The organism is Vibrio sp. Vb1018 (assembly GCF_033338775.1).
GTDB lineage: Bacteria > Pseudomonadota > Gammaproteobacteria > Enterobacterales > Vibrionaceae > Vibrio > Vibrio alginolyticus.
Window position 1 is genome coordinate 262,985 of sequence record NZ_JAWOTI010000001.1, and the last position, 22,138, is coordinate 285,122.

Annotated in this window: 15 protein-coding genes and 1 pseudogene; 4 read left to right on the plus strand and 12 right to left on the minus strand. The window is 45.1% G+C overall.

Annotated features, from left to right (window positions below; all coding sequences use genetic code 11):
* Both R7Z10_RS01075 and R7Z10_RS01080 read left to right on the plus strand, forming a co-directional pair.
* Positions 1–390, plus strand: a pseudogene (locus R7Z10_RS01075) (hypothetical protein); the annotation flags it as partial.
* A 4-nt stretch (positions 391–394) separates the two neighbouring features.
* Positions 395–2,041, plus strand: coding sequence for a BatD family protein (locus R7Z10_RS01080; RefSeq protein WP_318103696.1), 1,647 nt, complete (start codon positions 395–397; stop codon positions 2,039–2,041).
* Positions 2,042–2,170: 129 nt separating this feature from the next.
* On the opposite strand, the gene R7Z10_RS01085 is transcribed toward R7Z10_RS01080, so the two are convergent.
* From R7Z10_RS01085 to R7Z10_RS01105, 5 genes are all read right to left on the minus strand, one after another.
* Positions 2,171–4,294 (minus strand): GGDEF domain-containing protein, encoded by a 2,124-nt coding sequence (locus R7Z10_RS01085; RefSeq protein WP_025768552.1) that lies wholly within the window; start codon positions 4,292–4,294, stop codon positions 2,171–2,173.
* Between the two features lie 327 nt (positions 4,295–4,621).
* On the minus strand, positions 4,622–5,371 hold the full coding sequence (gene pstB / locus R7Z10_RS01090) for a phosphate ABC transporter ATP-binding protein PstB (RefSeq protein WP_005375156.1): 750 nt from the start codon (positions 5,369–5,371) through the stop codon (positions 4,622–4,624).
* A gap of 60 nt (positions 5,372–5,431) precedes the next feature.
* Positions 5,432–6,295, minus strand: a complete 864-nt coding sequence (gene pstA / locus R7Z10_RS01095) for a phosphate ABC transporter permease PstA (RefSeq protein WP_005383923.1) — start codon at positions 6,293–6,295, stop codon at positions 5,432–5,434.
* 22 nt (positions 6,296–6,317) lie between these two features.
* Complete coding sequence (pstC, locus tag R7Z10_RS01100) at positions 6,318–7,250, minus strand: phosphate ABC transporter permease subunit PstC (RefSeq protein WP_005375154.1); 933 nt, start codon at positions 7,248–7,250, stop codon at positions 6,318–6,320.
* 100 nt (positions 7,251–7,350) lie between these two features.
* Complete coding sequence (locus tag R7Z10_RS01105) at positions 7,351–8,172, minus strand: phosphate ABC transporter substrate-binding protein (protein ID WP_005375153.1); 822 nt, start codon at positions 8,170–8,172, stop codon at positions 7,351–7,353.
* A 330-nt stretch (positions 8,173–8,502) separates the two neighbouring features.
* On the opposite strand from R7Z10_RS01105, the gene R7Z10_RS01110 reads away from it, so the two are divergent.
* Complete coding sequence (locus tag R7Z10_RS01110) at positions 8,503–10,146, plus strand: methyl-accepting chemotaxis protein (protein WP_005375152.1); 1,644 nt, start codon at positions 8,503–8,505, stop codon at positions 10,144–10,146.
* Positions 10,147–10,254: 108 nt separating this feature from the next.
* Here the strand turns inward: R7Z10_RS01110 and R7Z10_RS01115 are convergent, their stop codons facing one another.
* The 6 genes from R7Z10_RS01115 to R7Z10_RS01140 all read right to left on the minus strand — a co-directional run bounded on the left by R7Z10_RS01115 (position 10,255) and on the right by R7Z10_RS01140 (position 20,378).
* The gene (locus R7Z10_RS01115) at positions 10,255–10,830 is read right to left on the minus strand and encodes a DUF1566 domain-containing protein (protein ID WP_213968266.1); all 576 of its coding nucleotides are present in this window, start codon (positions 10,828–10,830) and stop codon (positions 10,255–10,257) included.
* A 1-nt stretch (position 10,831) separates the two neighbouring features.
* Positions 10,832–12,283, minus strand: a complete 1,452-nt coding sequence (locus R7Z10_RS01120) for a DUF1566 domain-containing protein (protein WP_318103699.1) — start codon at positions 12,281–12,283, stop codon at positions 10,832–10,834.
* Between the two features lie 25 nt (positions 12,284–12,308).
* A complete protein-coding gene (locus R7Z10_RS01125) occupies positions 12,309–14,561 on the minus strand; it encodes a proprotein convertase P-domain-containing protein (protein WP_262630063.1) in 2,253 nt (750 codons plus the stop codon).
* A 9-nt stretch (positions 14,562–14,570) separates the two neighbouring features.
* Positions 14,571–16,712, minus strand: a complete 2,142-nt coding sequence (locus tag R7Z10_RS01130; protein ID WP_054576612.1) for a TonB-dependent hemoglobin/transferrin/lactoferrin family receptor — start codon at positions 16,710–16,712, stop codon at positions 14,571–14,573.
* A complete protein-coding gene (locus tag R7Z10_RS01135; RefSeq protein ID WP_318103702.1) occupies positions 16,713–18,710 on the minus strand; it encodes a prolyl oligopeptidase family serine peptidase in 1,998 nt (665 codons plus the stop codon).
* A gap of 324 nt (positions 18,711–19,034) precedes the next feature.
* Complete coding sequence (locus R7Z10_RS01140; protein ID WP_031778885.1) at positions 19,035–20,378, minus strand: DEAD/DEAH box helicase; 1,344 nt, start codon at positions 20,376–20,378, stop codon at positions 19,035–19,037.
* 550 nt (positions 20,379–20,928) lie between these two features.
* Here R7Z10_RS01140 and R7Z10_RS01145 point away from each other — a divergent pair.
* Complete coding sequence (locus tag R7Z10_RS01145) at positions 20,929–21,183, plus strand: Lpp/OprI family alanine-zipper lipoprotein (protein ID WP_005375145.1); 255 nt, start codon at positions 20,929–20,931, stop codon at positions 21,181–21,183.
* A gap of 26 nt (positions 21,184–21,209) precedes the next feature.
* Here the strand turns inward: R7Z10_RS01145 and R7Z10_RS01150 are convergent, their stop codons facing one another.
* Positions 21,210–22,136 (minus strand): L,D-transpeptidase family protein, encoded by a 927-nt coding sequence (locus R7Z10_RS01150; RefSeq protein WP_025768560.1) that lies wholly within the window; start codon positions 22,134–22,136, stop codon positions 21,210–21,212.
* Positions 22,137–22,138: the final 2 nt, after the last annotated feature.

The window sequence follows — 22,138 nt, forward strand, 5'->3', positions numbered from 1 at the left end:
CAACAGCAACAGCAACAGCAACAGCAACAGCAACAGCAACAGCAACAGCAACAGCAACAGCAACAGCAACAGCAACAGCAACAAAAGTCTCAAAACGAAGGGAAAGAAGCGCAAGGACAACAGTCACAAAATCAGCAAGATTCTGAAAATAAAAAAGAAAAACAAAAAACGGAACAACATCAACCGCAACGAGATGACAAGCAAGTGAAGGATCAAGGTGAACCAATACAGGCTAAAGCGCATCCCGAAAAAATGCATCAGGATGATCCTGAGTTCCGTCGACTAGAAGCAGTAGAAAGTGCTCGCGACCCAAGCTTTTTGATCCGTGCGCAAATGCAACTTCAAGCGCAACAAAAACAACCTCCACAACAATCTCAAAAGGAGTGGTAAGCCTGTGATGAACAAAGGCGTAAAACTGGTCTTTATTTTTGTGGCCAGCCTAATATCCAGTTTCTCGGTGATGGCACAGACACTTCAAGCTAGTGTGAATAAAACACAAGTAGCCAAGAATGAAGTGATTAACCTCAGAATCATTTCAGATACTGAGCTCAGCTCAGACTCAATCGACTTCAGTGTTCTAGAGAAAGACTTCTTCTTGGGTCAACCTCGTTATGGCCGCTCTAGCAATAACATTAACGGAAGAAAATCAGTGCGTACCGAGTGGAGTATCTCAATTGCACCAATGAAAGAAGGTGTTCTGACTATTCCAAGTTTTTCCGCTGATGGTATGAGAACGGAGCCGATCAAACTGCGTGTCAACGCGAGCCAAACAGACCCCAATCTTGATGATCTATTTAGCTTCAATATTACGGTCGACAACAGTACGCTCTACCCTCAGCAATCTGCAACATTACGTATACAACTTCTAATTAAAGCGGACACTCGACGCCTAGATAACCCGCAAATAGTACCTCCGCAGATTAAAGGCATGAAGCTTGAGGCACTGGGTGGCTTACAACAAAGACAGAAGATCTTAAATGGGTTAGAAGTAGCGATCATAGAGCAGTCGTTTCGCTTAACGGCCAATCAACCAGGCACTTATACCTTGATAGGTCCTAAACTGACCGGTTCTTATATTTATGGCGACAGCTTGACGGGCTCAACCAAAATAATGCCTATCAACACCAAAGCGGAACGCATGCCAATCACGGTCAAACCGATTCCGAGCGAATTTAAAGGTGAATGGCTTCCTGCTTCAGCGTTAGAAATGACACAGAGCTGGCAAGACGATCAAGGTAATCTACTGTCGACTAACGCGATCAACACAGTAAAACAAGGCTCTTCACTCACTCGAACCATTCAAGTTAAGGCTCGCGGTACACAAGCCGAATATCTGCCACGAGTCAATATTAGTTACCCGAGTTCACTGCGCGTGTATCCCGAACAACCTAAGTTCGATAGCGCGAGAGATGGCACCGTTACCATGACGGTGAAGCAAGTCATTATTCCTACAGAGGCCGGGAAATATACCTTACCAGGATACGACTTGAACTGGTGGGACAGTCAAAATGATGAAGCGAAGAAAACAACGTTACCAGAGCTAACATTAGACGTAGAGAAAAATGACACTGGGCTAATCACGTTGCCGGAATCGCCTCTTTCAGCGCCTTTAGTGTCAGCCCCTAGTCCTGAATCAAGCGGCGATGTAAACAGTCTCTGGCGAATATTAACCTTTGTTTTCTTAGGGCTTTGGATAATGACATTGGGAATCGCTATTTGGGCATGGAAAAAGCGGTCAATAACAGCGAGTGGAACGGTTTCAAATACTGAACAACCACTTTGCATCGACGCGCTAAAAAAAGTCATCGAAGAGGGCGATGCTGCGAAAATTGAACGCTCTGTAAATGAGTATTTAACCACTCATCAAGACAGGCTAAACCCTGGCGACATACAAGCAATTAAGCAAGAGCTTAATGCCATGAATCAAGCGTATTTTAGTGCTAACCAACAACCTTGGAACCCTGATTCGCTGCTAGCGAAAATTCAAAACCTTGGCAAAGCAAACGTAACAAAAACCGACCACCAGCTCGAAAAGCTATAAATAACTAGATAACAATGGCAGCTCTCATGAGCTGCCCATTCTCTTATCCGGCCAAATTTGCTTTAGCGGTTTTATCTAGAGCACCAACCGCCGCCCCCTTCCCTATCAAGTTGCTCTTATGAACATCACTCACTCAACAAACACTTGGGGCTCGTATTCGTATCGCCTTACACAATTTCGCCCATGATTCTTCGCTTGATAGAGTGCCTTATCCGACAACTGATATAAATGGTCGAAATTAAAGTCTTTGCCTTTCGCTTTATAACAGGAGTAACCGACTGAAACGGTGAGTAACTCCCCTTCTGGGTTATGTCGATGCTTTATCCCTTCGCCCTCGATGCACTGACGAATGCACTCTGCTCTCAGTCGAACCTCCTCTTGCTCAGAACCAATCATGAGCAATGCAAACTCCTCACCTCCGATACGGCAAAAAACTTCATCTTCACCTTTGGTATGATGATCCAAGATATAGCCAATTCGCATCAATGCGATATCGCCTTCGAGATGACCATAGTGATTATTGAATAAGCCAAAATGGTCAATATCAATCAGGATCAGGCCAAACGACATGTCGTCTTCACACTCTAGGGCACAATATTTTTGCATCACATGTTCTAACATGCGGCGATTACCAAGACGCGTCAAAGGATCGAGCTTAGAAAGTACCTCAAGCTGTCGATTGGCTTCCTCCAACTCTTTTGTTCGGTTCTGAACCTCCAGCTCTAAGTTTTCGTTTAATTCGCGAATCGCCTCTTGAGCTTGAGTACGTTGCAATACTTCAGCTAAGCTGGACGCGAACATACGAATCACTTCACGTAACTGAGAAGTTAACGGCGCACGTGTCAGCAAATTATCAACAGCGATAAAGGCGATAGGACCACTGCTATTTGAAGTCAATACCGTCATCGCAGCCCAACCAAAGCCAACAATATTACAGTCATGATAAATAGGCACTGATTCTTCAAATGCGACTTCGTTTGGCATTGAGCGAGCCAGATTTATAAGAGAGAAATCTTGGGTTTCGCCAAAGAAGTAAGATTCATCCACCACATTACCTTGAATATCGGTACCCCACGTTCCTTGCATGTAAGAGCAATTTTCATCAGTTAAAAACACCGCCATTCGATCAATACCAAGATTTTTAATGGCGAAAGTGACGGCCGATTTGCATACTCCACTGACAGTAGTGCAACGTGATAACTCAACCATGCTTGAATGCAACATGCGTACGTTTTGTTCTTGGCGCTTACGAATGTAAATTTGAGAGAAGAGTGAACCAAACGAGTCCAACATCTGTTTTTGATATGCCGTTATCGGCTTACGATGAATAAAGTTATCTAGCGCGAACCACCCAAACGGTTCATTGCCATCGCGTAAAATCAACATCGCATTCCAGCCCTGCCCGATGACCTTGCCTGCTGTGTATATTGGCGCGTCTTCTACAATCACTAAGTTGCTCTCAAGGCTAGATAACGCGGTGATATACTCCTCGCTAAGTTGGTGTAAATCGTATTGTGTGTGAAATTCATCAATCGTAATTCCTGACTCATCCGTGCCGTATGTACCACTGAAGCTGCGCTTTTTCATATCGAGAAGCATCAGTGTAGAGCGATCAAACCCAAGTCGTTCACGTAACGCTTCGACGGCTTTGTAGTACAAGTCCTTTAAAGAATCAGGATTAGAGATTTCGAGTGCAACTTGCTGAACTAACTTCATATTTTCGATAAAGCGCTCGCGTTGGCTAATCTCATCAACATATTGCGCTTCACGAATATCTCTGTGCCTGATCTCTTTCGAGGCATTTTTTTCAGCACGAATACATTGCCAACGCGCCGCTGCGAGTTGCATTGCGTCGTAACTTTCTTCATAGATATTATGTGCCGTGCGAGCATGTACAGATTGAATCAGTAGGTAGGTACGTTTGATAGGCGTGTTGTCGAGCATCATGATGTAACTATCACCGCCTAAATCTCGGGTGTGATTCCAGTTACAAGTGTTGATCGCCAGAGGTATGATGCTTTCAGAGGTGTCAAACTGACTTGCCCACTCCCAGAATGTCTCAGGATAGTTTTGGGTTGGGTAAAGCTCTCCGCGAGAGAAGCTCATCGAATGACGAGGGTTAATTGAAGGATCTTCAAAAATAGCGAGGGCTTGAGGGGAGAACAGACTCTCTAAATGATCAAAGATTGCCTCCGCTAGCAACCGATGATCCCTCGTTGAAGACACTTTTCTTGTAAAACTTCTTAAACTCACCCTACCAACCTAATCTACTTTTTTATCCTCGATAAAAAACTACTTAGGCCATGATATGCAATCAATACGTTCAAATTTGAGCTGTTAAGTCATTCGCAAAATTATCAGACTTAGTGTTACATTCGAGAGCTCTTCAGCACTTTTAAAGCCATGTTTCACATAAGTTACATGCTTTATAAACTGGGGAGGAAAGTTGTACTCATTTACAAGATTTTTGTGTTGGTAGATGTTTTAAGCCTACGACTTAAAAAGAAAAAGGCCCCTCATCAAGAGGGGCAAAGTTACCATCGCTTATAGTTATTTAGTTATGCTTGTAAATACGGTGGATTAACCGAAATCACCATTTACGTAGCCTTGAGTACGGTCGTCTTGAGGGTTGCTAAAGATCACTTGCGTATCGTTGTGCTCAACCAGTTCACCCATTAGGAAAAACGCAGTGCGGTCAGAGATACGACGCGCCTGTTGCATTGAGTGAGTCACGATAACGATGGTGTAGTTCTTCTTTAGCTCTTCCATCAGTTCTTCGATTTTGTGTGTCGCAATTGGGTCAAGTGCCGACGTTGGCTCATCCATCAGAATCACATCCGGCTCCATCGCGATTGTACGTGCAATACATAAACGTTGCTGCTGACCACCAGAAAGACCGAATGCGTGTGATTTAAGGCGATCTTTCACCTCATCCCAAAGTGCAGCACCGCGCAGCGAACGCTCTACCACTTCATCAATTGTCTTTTTGTCTTTGATACCTTGAGCACGTAAGCCGTAAGCCACGTTCTCGTAAATGCTCATCGGGAATGGGTTTGGCTTTTGGAATACCATGCCGACTTTGATGCGAAGGTCAGCAACATCAATGTTGCCGTAAATATCTTCGCCGTCCATCGCCAATTTACCTGTAATTTTCACGCCTTCGATTAGATCATTCATTCGGTTCAAACAGCGTAGAAGCGTTGATTTTCCGCAACCTGACGGGCCGATAAGTGCAGTTACTTGGCGAACTGGAATTGGTAAGTTGATCGATTTCAGTGCTTGGTTGTCACCGTAGAATAGGTCTAGGTTTTCAATATCAAATTTGTTCATTGTCTTAATCTCTTAATTCTTGAATTCGTGTCTTTTAACGTGCGTTCTTAATTAGTGTTGTTAGTAAGTTGCGGTGTTAAAACGTCTAGCAATCAGTTTCGTTACCATGTTGATCAAGAGAACAACTACGATAAGCACTGTTGCCGTACCGTAAGCCTGATTCCATTCTTCAACGGTAAACAGTTCGGTAGTCAGTTTGTATAGGTGAACGGTTAGCGTACGACCTGAATCCAATAAAGAATCCGGAATACGTGCAACCATACCTGCTGTCAGGAATACTGGAGCAGACTCACCAATGACACGACCAATACTTAGAATGACCGAGGTTAAGATACCTGGCATTGCGCTCGGAAGAATCAAACGCCAGATAGTGTAAATCTTAGAAGCACCGAGGCCATAAGAGCCTTCACGGTACGTTTGTGGTACTGCCATCAGCGCTTCTTCCGTCGTACGGATGATAACTGGCAGGATTAGGATACTTAGCGTCAATGCACCCGATAGAATCGAGAAGCCAAGGCCAAGAATCGCCACGAAGAAAGTCATACCAAACAGGCCGAAAATGATCGACGGGATACCCGCCAATGACTCGGTACAGAATCGGATGATTTTCACCAAACGACTGCCCACTTTCGCGTATTCGGTCAAGTAGATTGCCGTCATGATACCGAGTGGCGCTGCCACTGCGATAGAAGCGATAACCATGTAAATGGTCGCCACAATCATTGGGAAGATACCGTGCTCTTCACCTGTGCGCGTATAATTATCAGTAATGAAGTTCCAATCTACGTGTTGTAGACCGTTTGATAGGATGTACCAGATAATCCAGAACAAGAAACCTACCGTTAGTGCTGCCGAGATCCAGACAAATGCGTTAAAGACATTATCTTTGAACTGGCGTGCTTTTTTTAGTTTTGCGCGATCCATAATAGTCACCTTTAACGAGCGATTACTTCGCTTTTTCTCGGTTTAGGTACAGTAGTACAGCGTTCAACGACATGATGAAGACCAGAAGTACTACACCTGTAGCGTAAAGTGCGTTCGCGTGAACACCACTTGCGTAAGACATTTCAATAGCGATGTTTGCAGTTAGTGTACGAGCCGAATCAAGGATGCCTTCTGGCATTGCCGGCGCATTACCCATAACCATGATAATCGCCATGGTCTCACCCAACGCACGACCGATACCCAGTATCACACCTGTCATGATGCCTGAGCGAGCCGCTGGAACGAGCAACTTAAAGATGGTGTAGATTTTCGATGCGCCCAGTGCCAAAGAACCTTCTTTATAAGTACGAGGGACAGCGCGGATAGACGTTTCAGATACCGTAATTACTGTTGGTAGAATCATCACACCAAGAACAATAATACCGGCCAAGATAGTGTTACCTGCAGGTACATCAAATACCTTCTGAATCAATGGAACGATAATAACCAGACCGAAGAAACCGTAGACCACTGAAGGAATACCGGCTAGCAGCTCAACCGCTGGACGGATAATGTCTGCTAATCGCTTTGGTGCGATTTCAGCGATAAAAATGGCGGTCAGAACACCAATTGGAACCCCAACAATGACAGCACCAGCCGTCGATACGATAGATGCCACAATCATGGTGGCGACACCGTAAAGCGCAGGTGGTAACCAGTTTTGTCCTAAGACAATGCCCGATACGCCTGCTTCTTGGAATGCCGGAATACTCTCTCGAACGATGAAGTATGCAATAACGGCTAATGAAACAATGCCGATTACGGCACTCGTTAGGAACAAGCCGTGGAAGATGCGCTCTTTCCAGTCTACACGACGCTTCTCGCGTAGGCCTGACTTGCTGATAGCTCTAGCGTCAGTATTCATAAGCTTTTCACTATTTGTTGCGATGGTCATTTAAAAATCTCACGGTTCTGGGCAATGCCGTTGAACACAATGGATAGAAAAGGCTCAGCCCGAAACGTTGGGCTGAGCAAACTTTAGAGTCCCGATGGGATTAGTTAACTGAGATGTAACCTTTTTGGTCAACTAGCGCTTGCGCTTCGTCAGTTAGCATCCAGTCTAGGAATTTTTGCGTTTCTGTTGATGGCTTGCCTTCTTTGTAAAGAACAAGGAATGGACGCGCTACTTTGTAAGAACCGTTTTTAACGTTAGCTACCGTTGCATCAACGCCGTCGATTGCTAGCGCATTAACAGTGTTGTCTACAGTACCAAGAGAAATGTAGCCGATTGCGTATGGGTTAGATGCAACCATTGTTTTCAGTGCGCCGTTACCGTTTGCAACTTGAGCACGTTGAGAGATAGCTGATACTTTCTTACCAGAAATCTTCATTTTTAGAGACATGATGTCTTCAAATGCGCCACGAGTACCAGAAGCCGTGTCACGAGTAATGGCTACGATTGGCTTGTCTGCACCACCGACTTCTTTCCAGTTTGATACTTCGCCTTTGTAGATTGCAGTCACTTGCTCGGCTGTTAGACCTGGCAGTTTGTTTTGTGGGTTAACAACCACTGCGATACCATCACGAGCAACCACTTCTTCGATTAGTGTTGATTCTTTTTCAGAGTCTTTTAGATTACGAGAAGACATACCAAGGTCTGCTGAACCATTTTTCGCTGCTTTTACACCAGCTGAAGAACCAGGACCTTGAACTTCGATAAATACGTTAGGGTTCTTCTTCATGTACGTTTCAGAGAAAACTTCCATCAGTGGAGTTACGCTGCTAGAACCCACTGCAGAGATAGTTTCTTTAGCAGAAACAGGAGTCACTGCCATTGCGCCTAGAAGTGCGATTGCACCGATTACTGTCTTTTTCATCACAATTTCCTTAAGTGGCTTTATTGCCGTTGTGTTTCACTTGAACGGTGCTCACTTTAGAATTTGAATATGACAGTTGTGTTTCACTTAGTTGAACCCTCTATGACACGTTGTCATTTCTAACTATTAATTCCGCGACTTATCCCTCTCTCAATTTGAACGTAACGTTTTTATAAGTTGCCTCATGTTCAAGATGATAACCCCATCGATTTTGGTACATTTCATAACAATTAGATATGAGTAACTCATTGATTTAGCGAATGTAACAATTAAAATCGAAATGCTTATTTATAAAAAAGATAATAATCAAACCGATAGAGGGTCAATCTCATGCGTCAATTTCTTAGTACGCTTTCTATTAAACTTCAGGTTTTTCTGCCTGTTCTATTCACAGTTATATTACTCATCATTGGACTGAGTGTCGGAATCGGTAAACTCGATCAAGCATTCAATAAGGTTTCGGCTTCCACCCATAAGCTAATCATTCACAAAGAGGAACTTAGCGGCATCGTAGACAACACTTACGCCATGCGCATCAAAGCCATTTATAGTCTATTTAGAGCCGAAGATGTTCAGTCTCTCAACCAAGAGCTTTCTGAGCGACAAAACAAAAACCGCGATTTTCTTAACTCCATCGACAATCTCCCTGGCGTTCAAAATGAAGTCAATGCTATGCGTAAGGCCATGAATCACTATGTTGATTTCACTCGCGTTACCATGACACCTCTGCTCACCACTAAACACTCTTCTGATTACACCACCTCTGATTTCAATCAAAAGTACGAATCTGCAATGGCTGAGTATCGATTAGCTGGCGAAGCGATGATCAACGCCATCGACAAACTGTCTAAACAATTGAATCAAATCGTCACCGATGAAGTCGAAACGAATGGCGAACAACATTCAACCACGCTAACTTACAGCGCCGTCTCGCTTGCGGTGATCTTGAGTGCCGCTTCACTTATTAGTTGGGTACTCGCCAGCTACATCGTTGCGCCGATTCGTAACCTTCAAGTAACGATGCAGGAAGTCGCGAAGGGAAACCTACTAGTTAAGGCCGAAGCCATCGGGAAAAACGAAGTGTCTCAGCTGGCTCGAGATGTAAACCAGACCATAGAAAAACTGCGTGAAACTGTAAGCGCATTGGTTCGCATTAGTGAAGATGTGGCATCAGCATCAACCGAGTTAGCAACTGTTATGACTCAAAGCAGCGTCAACTCGGATCAAGAAAAGCAAGAAGTTGAGCAAGTCGCCTCGGCGATCAATCAGCTAGAGTCGACCGCAGCTGAAGTATCGACCAATGCACAAGAAGCCGATAGTGCATCAAATCAAGCACGTACGTTAACCTCACAAAGTATAAGCATGTTTGGGGAAAGCACTCGCGCAAGTGAAAAGATGGCGGAACAACTTAACGAAGCCGCTGCCGTCGTAACTTCGCTAAAAGATCAATCAGAACACATTGGTCGCGTGATCGAAGTGATTGAAGGTATTTCTGAGCAAACGAATCTACTTGCACTGAATGCAGCGATTGAAGCTGCACGAGCGGGCGAAAGTGGCAGAGGCTTTGCGGTAGTGGCCGATGAAGTACGTATGCTGGCAGCGCGAACTCAGGAGTCCACCAAAGAGATCCAAACCATTATAGAAGAGCTACAGCAACAATCTGGTCACGCAAATGAAAGTATGCATTCCAGCTTAGCCATGTTGTCAGACAACCAAGCTCTGACACAAGAAGTTAGCCAATCACTTGCTAATATCAGTAATGCTATCGCCGATCTGAACTCAATCAACACTCAAGTTGCGACCGCATCAGAAGAGCAGAAACAGGTCACGGCTGATATCAACAACAACTTAACGAACATCTATGAACTAGTGAGCCAGAACGTCACTGGGATCACTCAATCAGCCGCGGCAGCGCAAGAGTTGTCTGGTTTAGCAGAAAACCAAAAACATCAGCTTAAGCAGTTCCAAGTTTAAATACTCTGCTCAACACGATAAGCTCCAAAGGTCAGAAAAGAAAAAGCTCCGCACTGGCGGAGCTTCTTATAAAGGCAAAGCTATCAACCCTTATTAACGTAATAATTATTATTCATCTGTCACTAACAAGAGAGAACTTTTGAAACTTGAGTTTAACGGATCTCTATTGAAAACCTCACCATTAGTCGTATCAAAAGTTGCAACATGCTTACCGTCGCCATTAGGTGTGTTGCTCCAGACATAACGCCCTAGAACATCATCTCCATCTGTCAGACTATAGCCGCTAGCAAACCCTGTACTATTTATGGCTGGGCTGTGGCAAGCTCGCTCAGTTAGAGATACCAGCTCTTTGATATTTGCTAGTCGCCAATTTTTTTTGTCAGCAAAATTGTGAAGAGGATGGTTGCCGTCCTTATTACGAATTTGTTTGGCTGTGGAGAGAGCGAGTTGCCATGACATTGTAGATCGCGTCCCCTGGCATTCTTGATTTCCTACATTCCATGTCATACCAACTGGACAGCGCATCCATGTAAGACCTGTTTTTAAGTCAGTTACGGTACCGTTTTCAGAATATGTATAACGCGTGTTAGGTGCCGTTTTAGCAAAGTCAGTAGAACACTCTTGTGCAGCCATTGCAGTTTGAGAAGCCAAAGCAAGAGATAGTACAGTTATTAATTTCTTCATCTTATTGGCCCTTTACTGCTACTAGACGGATTGGGAATTGGTATGAGTCATCGGCATCTGCACTTGTGTTGCTTGAGCGAATATCGACGAGTGAAATAGTGCCTCTATCTACGCCCCGAGAGATAATTGCAGGAAAATAAACCTCAGCATCAACGAGCTGTGATGATGTATTCACAAACGTAAAGTCGCTATGCCAAAACGCACCATACTCTAAATAAGGACTGCCTATCGTTTGCTGTGGGAAGTATTTAACATTGAAACCATACACGTTGTGTGGCGCATATTCCTCGTTCGGAGCGAACAGTGTTTGTTCACCAAAGTCTAATAAGTCATATGTTTCACGGTAAGTAGGCAAGCGCCAACCAGTGATTCCACATAGCGATTGTTTGTTTATGTACTCAACATATTGGCTAGTGGTACAAACTTCATCACCAGCGTCTTTACAACCTGCAAGCTCTACATCTTTGCTAAATGGCTTAAATGTTTCAGACTCAAACGCAAATAGGCGATCTTTAAATTGAACCGAGCTCGCATCCGCACTCTTATTTTCCCAAACAAGACCAGTACGCTCGTCCATAGTACAAGCCCACTCAGTCGCATCTGCAGCTAAAGCTGCACCTTGTGAATCTAGCTTAACGAACTTAAAGCCAGCGCCTGTCGACGTTTGCTTGTCCTCTTTGTCGAAGCCGTATTCCGCATCTTGACCAGGGTAAGACGCTTGAACCTCTACTACGTCTGCTGCTCCTTCAGCAAAATAAAGAACGGCGCCCGTATCGTTACTACCAACCGTTTGTTCAGCAACCGCTACAATTTCTTCAGCAAATGCACTTACTTCCGCTTCAGACAGAAGATCAGAGGCCAACGATTTACCTTGGAAGCTAAGATTTTGAGCAAGCAGCGCTACGCCTTTGATCATTTGCTTTGGTTGCATCGCAGCTAATAGCACAACCGTGTTTTGCTCTAGCTTGTCTAGCTCGCTAGCTTCTGCGTTAGACATCACCGTACCAGAAAGAGAAACGCCGGCATCGGCGAGTTGCGCTTTCACAATCTCTTCAGCTTGAGCAACGGTTTTACCGTCAATTACAAGACCCGCGAGCAACGTTGTTACACCATTGACCGTGTTACCCGTTGCTAAATTTTGACCCGGAGCCGCAAGACGCAACGTTTGGTTTGAACCTTGATCAACTTGAGCAAGAATGGTACTGGTTAGTACGTTTTTGTCGCTTGAAGTCAGGCTAAATTTACCGGCATTATCCGTTTTAGCACTCGGTTCAGTGGAATCACAAACGTAGTTTTGGTTTAAATCGATACATACTGGCGTATCAAGAAGTGTACCTGCAGAAACGATGGTGCCAGCTACATCATAGGTCGGTGCCGACGTGTCACCACCAGAACCTCCGCCACAGCCAGCAAGGGCTAGTGACATAGCAACGAAAGAATATTGAAACTTCATAGATTTTATCTTCTTTTGATTTTAATTAACGAGAGCGAATCACTCTCACCATTGAAAGCAGGAAAAGTCCTAACAAGGTCCAAGGCGAACCACTGCCACCTGAACCACCGCCACTGCTTTCTTTAGTGGTATCAGCACTACACTGATAATGAGCAAAGTGACTCACACCCCACTCTTTCAACACCCCAGAGTTCCCTGACACGCGGTCAGACACTTCGAGACGCCAAGTACCCCAACTCGGTTGCCCGACAAGTGCTTGTAACTCCTCGTCATACTGAGCGGTGAAGTAACCTTTAAATCCTTTGGTATTGCTTGATTGATGGCTAAGTAGCACGACCGATTTGCCTTGTGGAGACACAAGCGTCACTTGCAGATCTTGCAGTGAGTCATGTTCGATGTTCAGGTAAACCGCAAACGAATCATCAATCGTGCGTGACTTGTCCGATAGCGTCTGAGAGAACAGTCTGTCGCCCTGTTCCGGCAAAGCGGAGTTCACTGGTTGAGGCTGGATATCGAGCTCTGGCGTACCATTAACCAGCATCACCTTTTCACTCCACTGGTGAGTCTTTAGGCCTTCAGAAAATTGATAATCCAATGAAATAGAGGAATCGAATTGCGTGCCACATGTTAGACCGCTTGGTAACGCCACCTTCATTGAGGTCGAGTCAGAAAGCGTTTCATCAAAGTCGAAAACAGATGCGTTGTTTAGCTGCCATTGCCCTTTGATGCTCGCTTCACGGCCAGTTTGGCTCAGGCTCAAACCAACGTCTTGACCTTGTGCGATGTATCGAGCGTCATAGCGAACACGAAGAGGCGCTTTAAGTAAGTTGTGTCTGTTGAAGCTGTCCGTCAGGAATTGGGCGTAGTCTTTATTTGGGAACAAGGTGTTTGCGGCAAACACGGTCGACTCCGCCAGATCATGCATTTTCACGCCACGACCAATGCCGTACATGCCTTCAAGAACAATGGCGTCAAACTCGCGGAACACCCTATCGGTATCATCACCGTATCGTTCAACCGATGCTTTAAGCGCTTGAAACAGCGGCGTTGACCATAGCTCGTCACCTAGTTCACCGCCCACACTGACGTGCGCTGGGTACTCTGAGCTCTCGAAGTAACGTGCTCTTTGGTTCCATAAGCTACGAGTTGTTTTGCGTGTTCCGAACACACCGTCCCAGTTGAACACCGTATCTAACTCGAATTCTTGACCACGACGCGAAGCATCCAAATATTGAATGCGGTAGCTCGCGCTGCCCGCCCAGTAATCAGCAAAACCCTCTGCGATAGCACCAGTGTGACCGTACGCCCAATCCGGTACGATTTGGTAGTGAATGCCATGCCCAAGCTCGTGTATCACGACATCAGCATCGACTGCATCCGGAGAAACACCACCGACACCCAGCATGAGTGCTTTCGGACCGTAATAGTAAGTAGAGTTATCTTTTGATAAACCGCGAGCGTCAAAACGAAGCGGTTCGTCAAACAAGTCGTAAGTCAGGCTTGTCAGATATTGGATCGAGCTATCAAGATGATAAAAAGCCATCAACTGTGGGAACGCATTGTCACCAAACTCGGTGCTTTGCATCTCATCAACACTGTCAAATGCTTGAACCCCTTCTGCGCTGAGAAAGTCCAACGTATCGAGTACAGGCGCTTCACCAGGTGTTGGGGCTGCAAATAAGCCCGTCGCATCCACTTGCTTCAATCTTGGGTTAGACAAATAGAACTTACCGCCGGACTGTAAAACCTCAATCGACTTGGTGACGTACTCGATCGGCTGAGGGTAATCAGACAGTGCTGACCACGTCGATTCTGGTGCCGCTTGCTGTTGCATGGTGCGAAGATCTGGGTTGAATAAAGAAACCTCAACATTAACCAGACTTCCAGAGCTCAAAGCAGGTGGCTCTTGTGCTTGCAGTTGGCGAGGCGATTCCAATTCCATTGCAACCGTTGGTTTACCGTTGCGAATGATCGTATCTTCAAGGCTCTTAAACACTCGCACAACGTGATGATTTTTATCGGTTGTTACTACTAGGGTGCGCTGTGCTTGATATTCACCGTTTACCCAAACATCAAAATTGTAATGCTCACCAAGCTGAGACTGGGTTTTGTAACGGAACTTAAACTCGCCCGCTTCTGAGTAGTGGCTATCTAGATAAGTTTTCGCTTGCGCTTCATTCGTTACCACAGAGTCCGTTGCGGGATAATCCCACTCTGCAGCCTGTGCCGCAGGGGTACAAGCAATAAGCAGCGAAAACGCCAATGGTTTTAGCTTCATGATTTCGTCCTAGAATTCGTATTTTGCAGTCAGCGTGAAGTAGCGCCCTGGCTCAGTTGAGTAACGCTTACTTTCCTCAGCGATACCCGCTACGTCTTGGTATCGGATGTATTCTTTGTCGAACAGGTTGATGATGTTTGCGCTAACACGAAGGTCTTTGGAAACGTGGTAAGTTGCGCCAATATCAAACGTATTCCACGCACTTGTCTGCGCGCAATCTGTCGCTAGACCAAGCGTGGTCTGGCATTTAGGAACGCGATCCATGGCCGCGGCCCAGTTCCAAGCCACGTAAGCATTGAAGTCTTGGTTGGCGTATTTCAGTTGAGCGTTACCTTCGAATGGCGTAATGCTTCGAACGTATTCACCTTCCGCGTCTTTGCCATCTACGTAACCAAACTTGGTGCTGATGTTCCATCGCTTAGTGATCGCGTAACCCGCAGAAAGCTCTGCACCATACGTCTCGACACCATCGAGGTTTTGGTATTGTTTAATGTAATTACCATTGCTTGAGTCAAAGCCCGTGGTCACAACGTCGATGAAGTTTTCAAACTTGTTGTAGAACAAAGACGCATAGACATACGCACGACCGTTATCGAACTTGTTACCGATTTCAAATGAGTCGGAAGTTTCAGCCTCTAGATCCATGTTTGGTGCAATGACAAACGGCGTGAGCGGCACAAAGTCGTGGCTTACGAAGCCATACGCTTTATCGTATTCCGGAGCACGGTAACCATGGTTATAAGATACATAAGCAATGTTGTTGGCAAATACTTCACGAGAAACCGACAGACTTGGAGATACCTCTGAGCTATCCATATCTTTTAATGGGAAGCCGCCCACTTCACCCGCACCGTCTGGCGTGAGACGGTGCGCATCAAAGCGTAGGCCACCTGTGATGGTCCATTTATCCAGTTCCACCATGTCTCGAACATACAAGCCAATGTTATAAGCACGAGCAGGAGCGAAAGGTTGTTTGGTCGAAGGCGTTACCCCGTTCCAATCAATCTTGGAATCGCTATCTGTGCGCTCGTAATAGTCTGTAGAAAGCTCAACACCGTAAGCCAATTGGTGCTCAGCATTTGCTGCATAAATCGTATTGGTGAAATCGCCACGGAAGCCAATTGTTTCGTCAATGAAGGTTTTGTGTTCCAGCTCGCGACGCTTGGTGATCAAACCATTGTGATCCACTTGGCGCATTAAACGGTTGGTGTCTTCCACCACTTCGGTGTGACGCCAGTAAACTTTGGTATCCAACTCTTCGAACCAAGTTGGATTAATCGGAGTCACCTCTGCACCAATATAAGCGCTGTACTCTTCCGTGGTTTCATCCTCAGCAAAGTCTTCAATATGCCAAATTCCATCAGGTTGAATGGACGGTGAACCCTCCAAACGCTCTTGGTTCTGGGTGTAGAGTTCCGCTTTGGCTTTCAACATCACCTCTTCATTGAAAAAGTGGTTGATCGTATAAGCACCGCTGTAACCATCGAGGTCGCGGTTATACAAATCTTCATCAAAGTTACGTGTCTCTTGTCCTTGCCAGTATGAAACGTTAAACAAACTCTCTGTATCACCGGAACGAAAAGCTAGATTACTCGTGCCTTTGTACTTGTTGCTGATATCGGTGTAAGTACCGGAAACATCGGTGTAGAAGTCTTTGTCTTTTAAGAAATCACCCGGCTGACTGGATTCTAAAATCACCACACCGCCAATCGCGCCAGAGCCATGCACCGAAGAACTTGCCCCTTTAATGATTTGCAGCGATTCAAAATTGGATAAATCAAAAGTATCTCGCCCAACGGCATCATTAATGTCATTCGCACCGAAGCCATCCGCAGAACGAATGCCATCACGAACGATCATAATGCGGTTACCCGTCATACCACGGATGGTAATGTTTTGCGGACGTCCTGCACCGCCCGTCACGCTTACACCAGGTTCGTTACGCAGCACGTCATATAGCTCGGTCTCGCCTCTTTCTTCGATTTGCTCGTTTGTGATAACCGCGACACTACCTGCCACTTTTGACAATGGCTGATCGATTTTATTGGCGGTTACCACCACCTCTTCCATTGAGAAAACCTTAGATTCGGCGTGCACTTGACTGGCAGCAAGTACCGAAAGTACTGCCGCTGACACTGGGGTAAGCTTCATTTACTGCTCCGCTTTAGATGTTTTAATGAGTGATAGTAGAAATGCGTATTCTTTTGCTTGTTGTTCTTGCGCTTGTCGCGGGTCCATTTGGTGGCCCGAATTAAAATTAGTTTGCAACAAGTACGGCCCGTTGCGCTCACTTAACGCTGAAACTTTAGCGAGATACTTTGCGCCTTCCCAATATGGCACGCGCAGATCGATTAAACCGACTTGAACCAACATGGGTGGGTAAGTGTCTTTATGGATATTGAGAATCGGATCGTACGCCTTCATTAACGCCAATTGTTCAGGTTTGGTTGGGTTACCCCATTCGCCATACTGCTGTGTGGTAAGCGGAAGTGAGGTATCCGACATACTTGCAACCACATCAACAAAAGGCACTTTAAGTACGACACCTGAAAACAATTTAGGATCTTGATTAACCGCTCCGGCCACCAACGTGCCACCAGCACTAGAACCGATGGCGAAAACCTCTCTATTGCCACGTTCGAATGTTTGCAGCGCCTTCGCGGCCGCGACAAAATCACCAATAGAATTGGCTTTTCGCACACCACGGCCTTGCTCGTGCCATTCATCGCCAAAGTACCCACCGCCACGGACATGGGCGATAGCGTAAATCACACCTTGGTCGAGTAAACTGATAACCTGAGGCATAAAGTACGGTTTCATCGTAAAACCATACGCGCCGTAACCGTAAATCATCACAGGAGATTGTGGGTGCAATTTGTCTTTGCGATACGCCAAAGAGACCGGGACAGAAACGCCGTCGTGCTTAATAAAAATACGTTGGGATACATAACGCTGACTATCAAAGTCTTGATAAGCATCTTGAGAGTACAAGGATTTATTCAGCGTTTTTACATCGAACTCTTCCCACTGAGGAGGCGTAGTCATCGACATGCTTCGGATACGAATTTTGTTTGATTCAAAATCGCCCAATGTGCTTAGCCAAGCGACATTACCATCGTGTTCCAATGGCAGTATCACTTTTTCCTGCCCTTGGTAAGAATACACCGTCAATGTCGACAAGTTGTTTGGCTTACTAAGTGCCACAACTCCTGCATCATAAAGGTAGAACTGTTCAAGCGGCTCACGAGGATTGGTAAAGCGTTGCCATGTTGCGCCAAGCGGAGCGAGTTCGGCTTGGTAAAGGGCGAACTTTCCTTCCAGGTTGCTTTTAAGATAAATGTAACCTTTCGCCACATCCGCGTAATATTCCACACCCACTTCAGGCTTTCGCAATGAATCTGAGACAGTGCCCGTTTCTAGATCGACAAGCTTCTGCTCTGTTGTTGACTCGTTGTTGCTTTGCAGCACAGCATAACGGCTATCTGCCGCACGATAGAAAGAAAGTAACCAATCTGACTTGGGTTCATTCCATAGGACTGTTTTTGCCAAAGATTCAGTGGAGATACTTAAGATCTGATGAGGTCGCTGGGTACGCTTTTCTTTTGCAACAAGGAATGCCACTTTCCCGTTAGGTGACAACAATACGCCACTATCGACGTGCGTCGCCAGTTCCGTAGATTGGCCGGAGAGTAAATCAACAACCACGGCGCGATATTGTTCGCTGCCGTCGATATCTTCCGTGAAAAATAGCGTGTCACCATTCACTTGCCATTGACCAAGTTGGTAGTACTGATGCGCAGATTGTCGTTCATCGAAATCGAACACCACGTTTTCTGGTGCATGTTGACTCGCACGGGATAATAGTAAGTAACGACCATCGCGACGCATTAGCGTCCACTCTCTTCCACTCACGATCGACCATGGCTTATCACCTTTGTCTGCCACCATGGTATCCCACTGCGTTAGTAGGTTTTTTGTCAACGTCTGATAACTTTTTTGGTGCTGTTCAGTTTTGTGGTTTTGTTCTGTTAGGTAGGTAAGAACTCGCTCATCTTTACGAGCATCATCTCGAAGCCAGTTGAAATCATCAGCAGCAAAGCCAGAACTAGAGGTAATTATGAGCCCTAAAAAAACATGAGTAAATTTCATATAGAGAGCGAATTCATTTATAGGATTAATACAATGGCGCGTATTCTGCCCTTAAATAAAAATGAGATCAATTATCATTTTCACAATCATGTGAGATTTTTATCTAGTGTGTGAGGAAAAACGTTTGCTTTGACCGAGGTAATAAAACTTAATAACTTCCTAAATTAGCGTTCTATGCTGTTTATATACAACCAGACAAATATAAAAGCGGACAAACGAGTGAGTATGGAAAGACGCTATTTCACCTAGCGACAGACATAAAAAATCCGAGTGCGAACACTCGGATTTTTAAGAACTAAAATCAATGGGAAACTACAGCAGCTTTTACTCTTCAGAGCTCGGTGCCGCTGGTTTTTTCTTAGGGATGAAGACATCATCACCCACAGATACGTTTTTGTAGAAGCTCTTGTCACGCTTAGCTGGTTTTTTCGCCGATTTTTTCGCTTGAGGGCGAGCTTTCTTTGCTGTCGCTTTCTTATTGCGGAAATCTGGTTTAGGTGGCTTAAGGCCTTTAAACTTACCTTTCAAATCTTCGAACACTGAAAACTCAAGATCTTGTTGTAGGTATGCTTCTACACGTTTAAAGCTATCCCAGTCTTTTGGACCAACAAGAGAGATTGCATCCCCTTTGTTTCCAGCACGACCAGTACGACCAACTCGGTGTACGTATTCTTCGGTATGCTTTGGCATATCGAAGTTGATGACGTGCGTCACAGTTGCAATATCCAAACCGCGGGAAGCAACATCAGTCGTTACAAGGATCTTAAATACTGCGCGCTCAAACTGACTCATAATGGTGTTACGTTGAGTCTGGTTCAAGTTACCACTTAGTGCTACAGCCTTCAGTTTCTTTTCGTTCAGCTTTTCTGTTAGTCGCTCAGTATCATCACGCGTTGCCGTAAAGATAATAACTTGACGGTATTCAGCCTCAGAAAGAACACGATCTAAAATTGCCTCTTTATGATCTAGGTGATCACACAAGTAAAATTTTTGCGTGATATCTTTATGTTCTTCGTTAGAAACGCCGATAGCAATTCGCTTTGGCGCATTGAGCATTTCAGCCGCGATTTCATTGACGTCTGCATGATCTAATGTCGCAGAGAACATCAACGTTTGACGACGACGATGCTTGGCTGCTTTATGAATGCGACGAAGCTCTGGTGCAAAGCCCAAATCCAACATACGGTCTGCTTCGTCCAGAATTAGCGTTTCCAAACCATCCAGATAAAGCGAACGGTGCTCTAAGTGATCAGCCAAACGTCCTGGTGTCGCCACGATAAATTTCGGATAACGACGCAGAGCTTTTACTTGATCGTTAAAGTTCTCACCACCCAAAATCAGTGCTGCTTCATAAGATAGGCCAGCTAGCATAGAACGAAGCTCACCATATACTTGTTTCGCTAGCTCACGAGTAGGAGCAAGGATTACCGCGCGAGGGTCTTTCGCAGAAAACGATTTTGTCTTTAAAGACTTATGAAGCATTGGCAATACAAACGCCAAAGTCTTGCCCGAACCTGTTTTCGAAGATGCCAATAGATCCTTGCCTGCAATCGCAACAGGAATCGCCTGCTGCTGAATGTCAGTCGCTTTTTTAAAATCGTAGTGTTTTAGGTTCTTCAACAATCGGTTGTCTAGGCCTAGATCTTTAAATTGCAAAGTATTCTCCAATAAATCAGTCAGCGTCTGAGCGCTCTGTAGTGTCGTTTCCGCTCTAACGCAGCAAAAAAATAAAGCTCGGTATAATACCGCAAATCATAGGAGTATAGATAGAGATCACACAAACTAATTCCCTGTGGTAACGGTAAAACATCATTTGTGGCTCAGTTCAGAGTAAAGACTAGCCTTTTTGATGAGCAGCTGGACAGGAAGTTTAGAGAAAAGCCGTTCAAATATGCCTTCTATCCATCAACAAAACGACTTAAATAGCAGTTATTTGGGCCAATAAACTTTCATTTGTGTCAATATCGTCTAAATTATTGATATCAGGAACGTGGCAAATACACCTGCTATGAAAACTGTTGTGAGAACGAAATAAAGGATAGGTAGTTAAACTTTGTTAAGTTCAGGTAAAAGTTGACGTCAGGTACTCCATGAAATTCTTGGGTTTTTTTGACTTTTGCTACATCATGTACTGATAAAATGTAACCACATTTAACCTCGCTACTGTATAAAATAATAGTTAGTGGCGAGACTTTCACTATAAGCAAGGAGTTCTTATATGAACAAAACGTTGATCGCAGCTGCAGCAACTTCAGTACTTCTACTAGCCGGTTGTGCTTCTTCTGATGACGCAGCTACAGCAAATGCAGCAAAATTAGACGAACTAAGCAACCAAGTTAGCCAACTAAGCCAAGACGTACAAGCTCTTCAATCTGACGTTCAAAAATCAGGCGCAGCAGCAATGGCTGCTCAAGAAGAAGCTGAGCGTGCTAACGAGCGTATCGATAACATCGCTCAGTCTTACACTAAGTAAGATTTAATACCGCGTCTTAACGCCCGTTAAGGCGCGGTTATTTCGATAGGAACCCCATTCTGTGCAGCGATTGCTGCTTTAGCCTTCACGTTTTTCATACCGAATTCATCCAGCCACCACTTTAACTCTTTCGGCACTTTGAGTTCATCTTTCTCGCCATTACTACGAGTCAAAGGCTCATGTGCTTCTAAGAACACACTTCTGTCAGGCTCAAGTGTCATTTTGATAGGCTGGTTAATGATGTTAACGTCTTCGCCGTTACGAACCTTGTCAAATAACCACTCAATGTCACTTGGGTCCATACGAATACAACCCGCGCTGACTCGCATACCAATCCCAAAGTCCTTGTTGGTACCATGAATTAGGTATTCGCCATTCCCGTAAGCTAAACGCAATGCAAACATACCAAGTGGATTATCAGGCCCCGCAGGAACAACGGCTGGTAGGTCAATGCCCTTTGCTTTGTACTCGGCACGAATAGAGGCTGGAGGAGTCCATGTAGGGTTCGGTCGTTTTTGGCTGATACGCGTTGTCATTACTGGGGTATCGCGCCCTATTCGGCCAATTCCGACAGGAAATACATGGACAATATCCTCTCCTTTCGGAAAGTAATATAAGCGCAGCTCGGCTAGATTAATAACGATACCTTTATAAGGTACGTCTGGGAGGATTAGCTGTGTCGGAATAGTAAGAACATGCCCCTCTTCTGGTAAGAAGGGATCCACGCCTTTGTTTGCGGCCATTAAACCTAGCATACCCACATCGTAGAGCTTAGCGATATTTGCCATGGTTTCGCCTTCTTGAACGACGTGGTTTTCAAGGCGACCAATTAAACGGCTTCCATCCTCTGGTAATTCGTACATCTTAGCGAATGATAGACCACTCACTAAAGATAACGACACAGATAGCAGGGTACGTTTTGCGAAACTCATTGATCGCTTTTTGCTAAGCATTT

Excerpts from the sequence above, each read along its gene's own strand:
- pstC (WP_005375154.1), bottom strand. The coding sequence starts at position 7,250 with ATGACCATCGCAACAAATAGTGAAAAGCTTATGAATACTGACGCTAGA.
- R7Z10_RS01135 (WP_318103702.1), bottom strand. The coding sequence starts at position 18,710 with ATGAAATTTACTCATGTTTTTTTAGGGCTCATAATTACCTCTAGTTCT.
- R7Z10_RS01130 (WP_054576612.1), bottom strand. The coding sequence starts at position 16,712 with ATGAAGCTTACCCCAGTGTCAGCGGCAGTACTTTCGGTACTTGCTGCC.
- pstA (WP_005383923.1), bottom strand. The coding sequence starts at position 6,295 with ATGGATCGCGCAAAACTAAAAAAAGCACGCCAGTTCAAAGATAATGTC.
- pstB (WP_005375156.1), bottom strand. The coding sequence starts at position 5,371 with ATGAACAAATTTGATATTGAAAACCTAGACCTATTCTACGGTGACAAC.
- R7Z10_RS01110 (WP_005375152.1), top strand. The coding sequence starts at position 8,503 with ATGCGTCAATTTCTTAGTACGCTTTCTATTAAACTTCAGGTTTTTCTG.
- R7Z10_RS01120 (WP_318103699.1), bottom strand. The coding sequence starts at position 12,283 with ATGAAGTTTCAATATTCTTTCGTTGCTATGTCACTAGCCCTTGCTGGC.
- R7Z10_RS01145 (WP_005375145.1), top strand. The coding sequence starts at position 20,929 with ATGAACAAAACGTTGATCGCAGCTGCAGCAACTTCAGTACTTCTACTA.
- R7Z10_RS01115 (WP_213968266.1), bottom strand. The coding sequence starts at position 10,830 with ATGAAGAAATTAATAACTGTACTATCTCTTGCTTTGGCTTCTCAAACT.
- R7Z10_RS01150 (WP_025768560.1), bottom strand. The coding sequence starts at position 22,136 with ATGCTTAGCAAAAAGCGATCAATGAGTTTCGCAAAACGTACCCTGCTA.
- R7Z10_RS01105 (WP_005375153.1), bottom strand. The coding sequence starts at position 8,172 with ATGAAAAAGACAGTAATCGGTGCAATCGCACTTCTAGGCGCAATGGCA.
- R7Z10_RS01125 (WP_262630063.1), bottom strand. The coding sequence starts at position 14,561 with ATGAAGCTAAAACCATTGGCGTTTTCGCTGCTTATTGCTTGTACCCCT.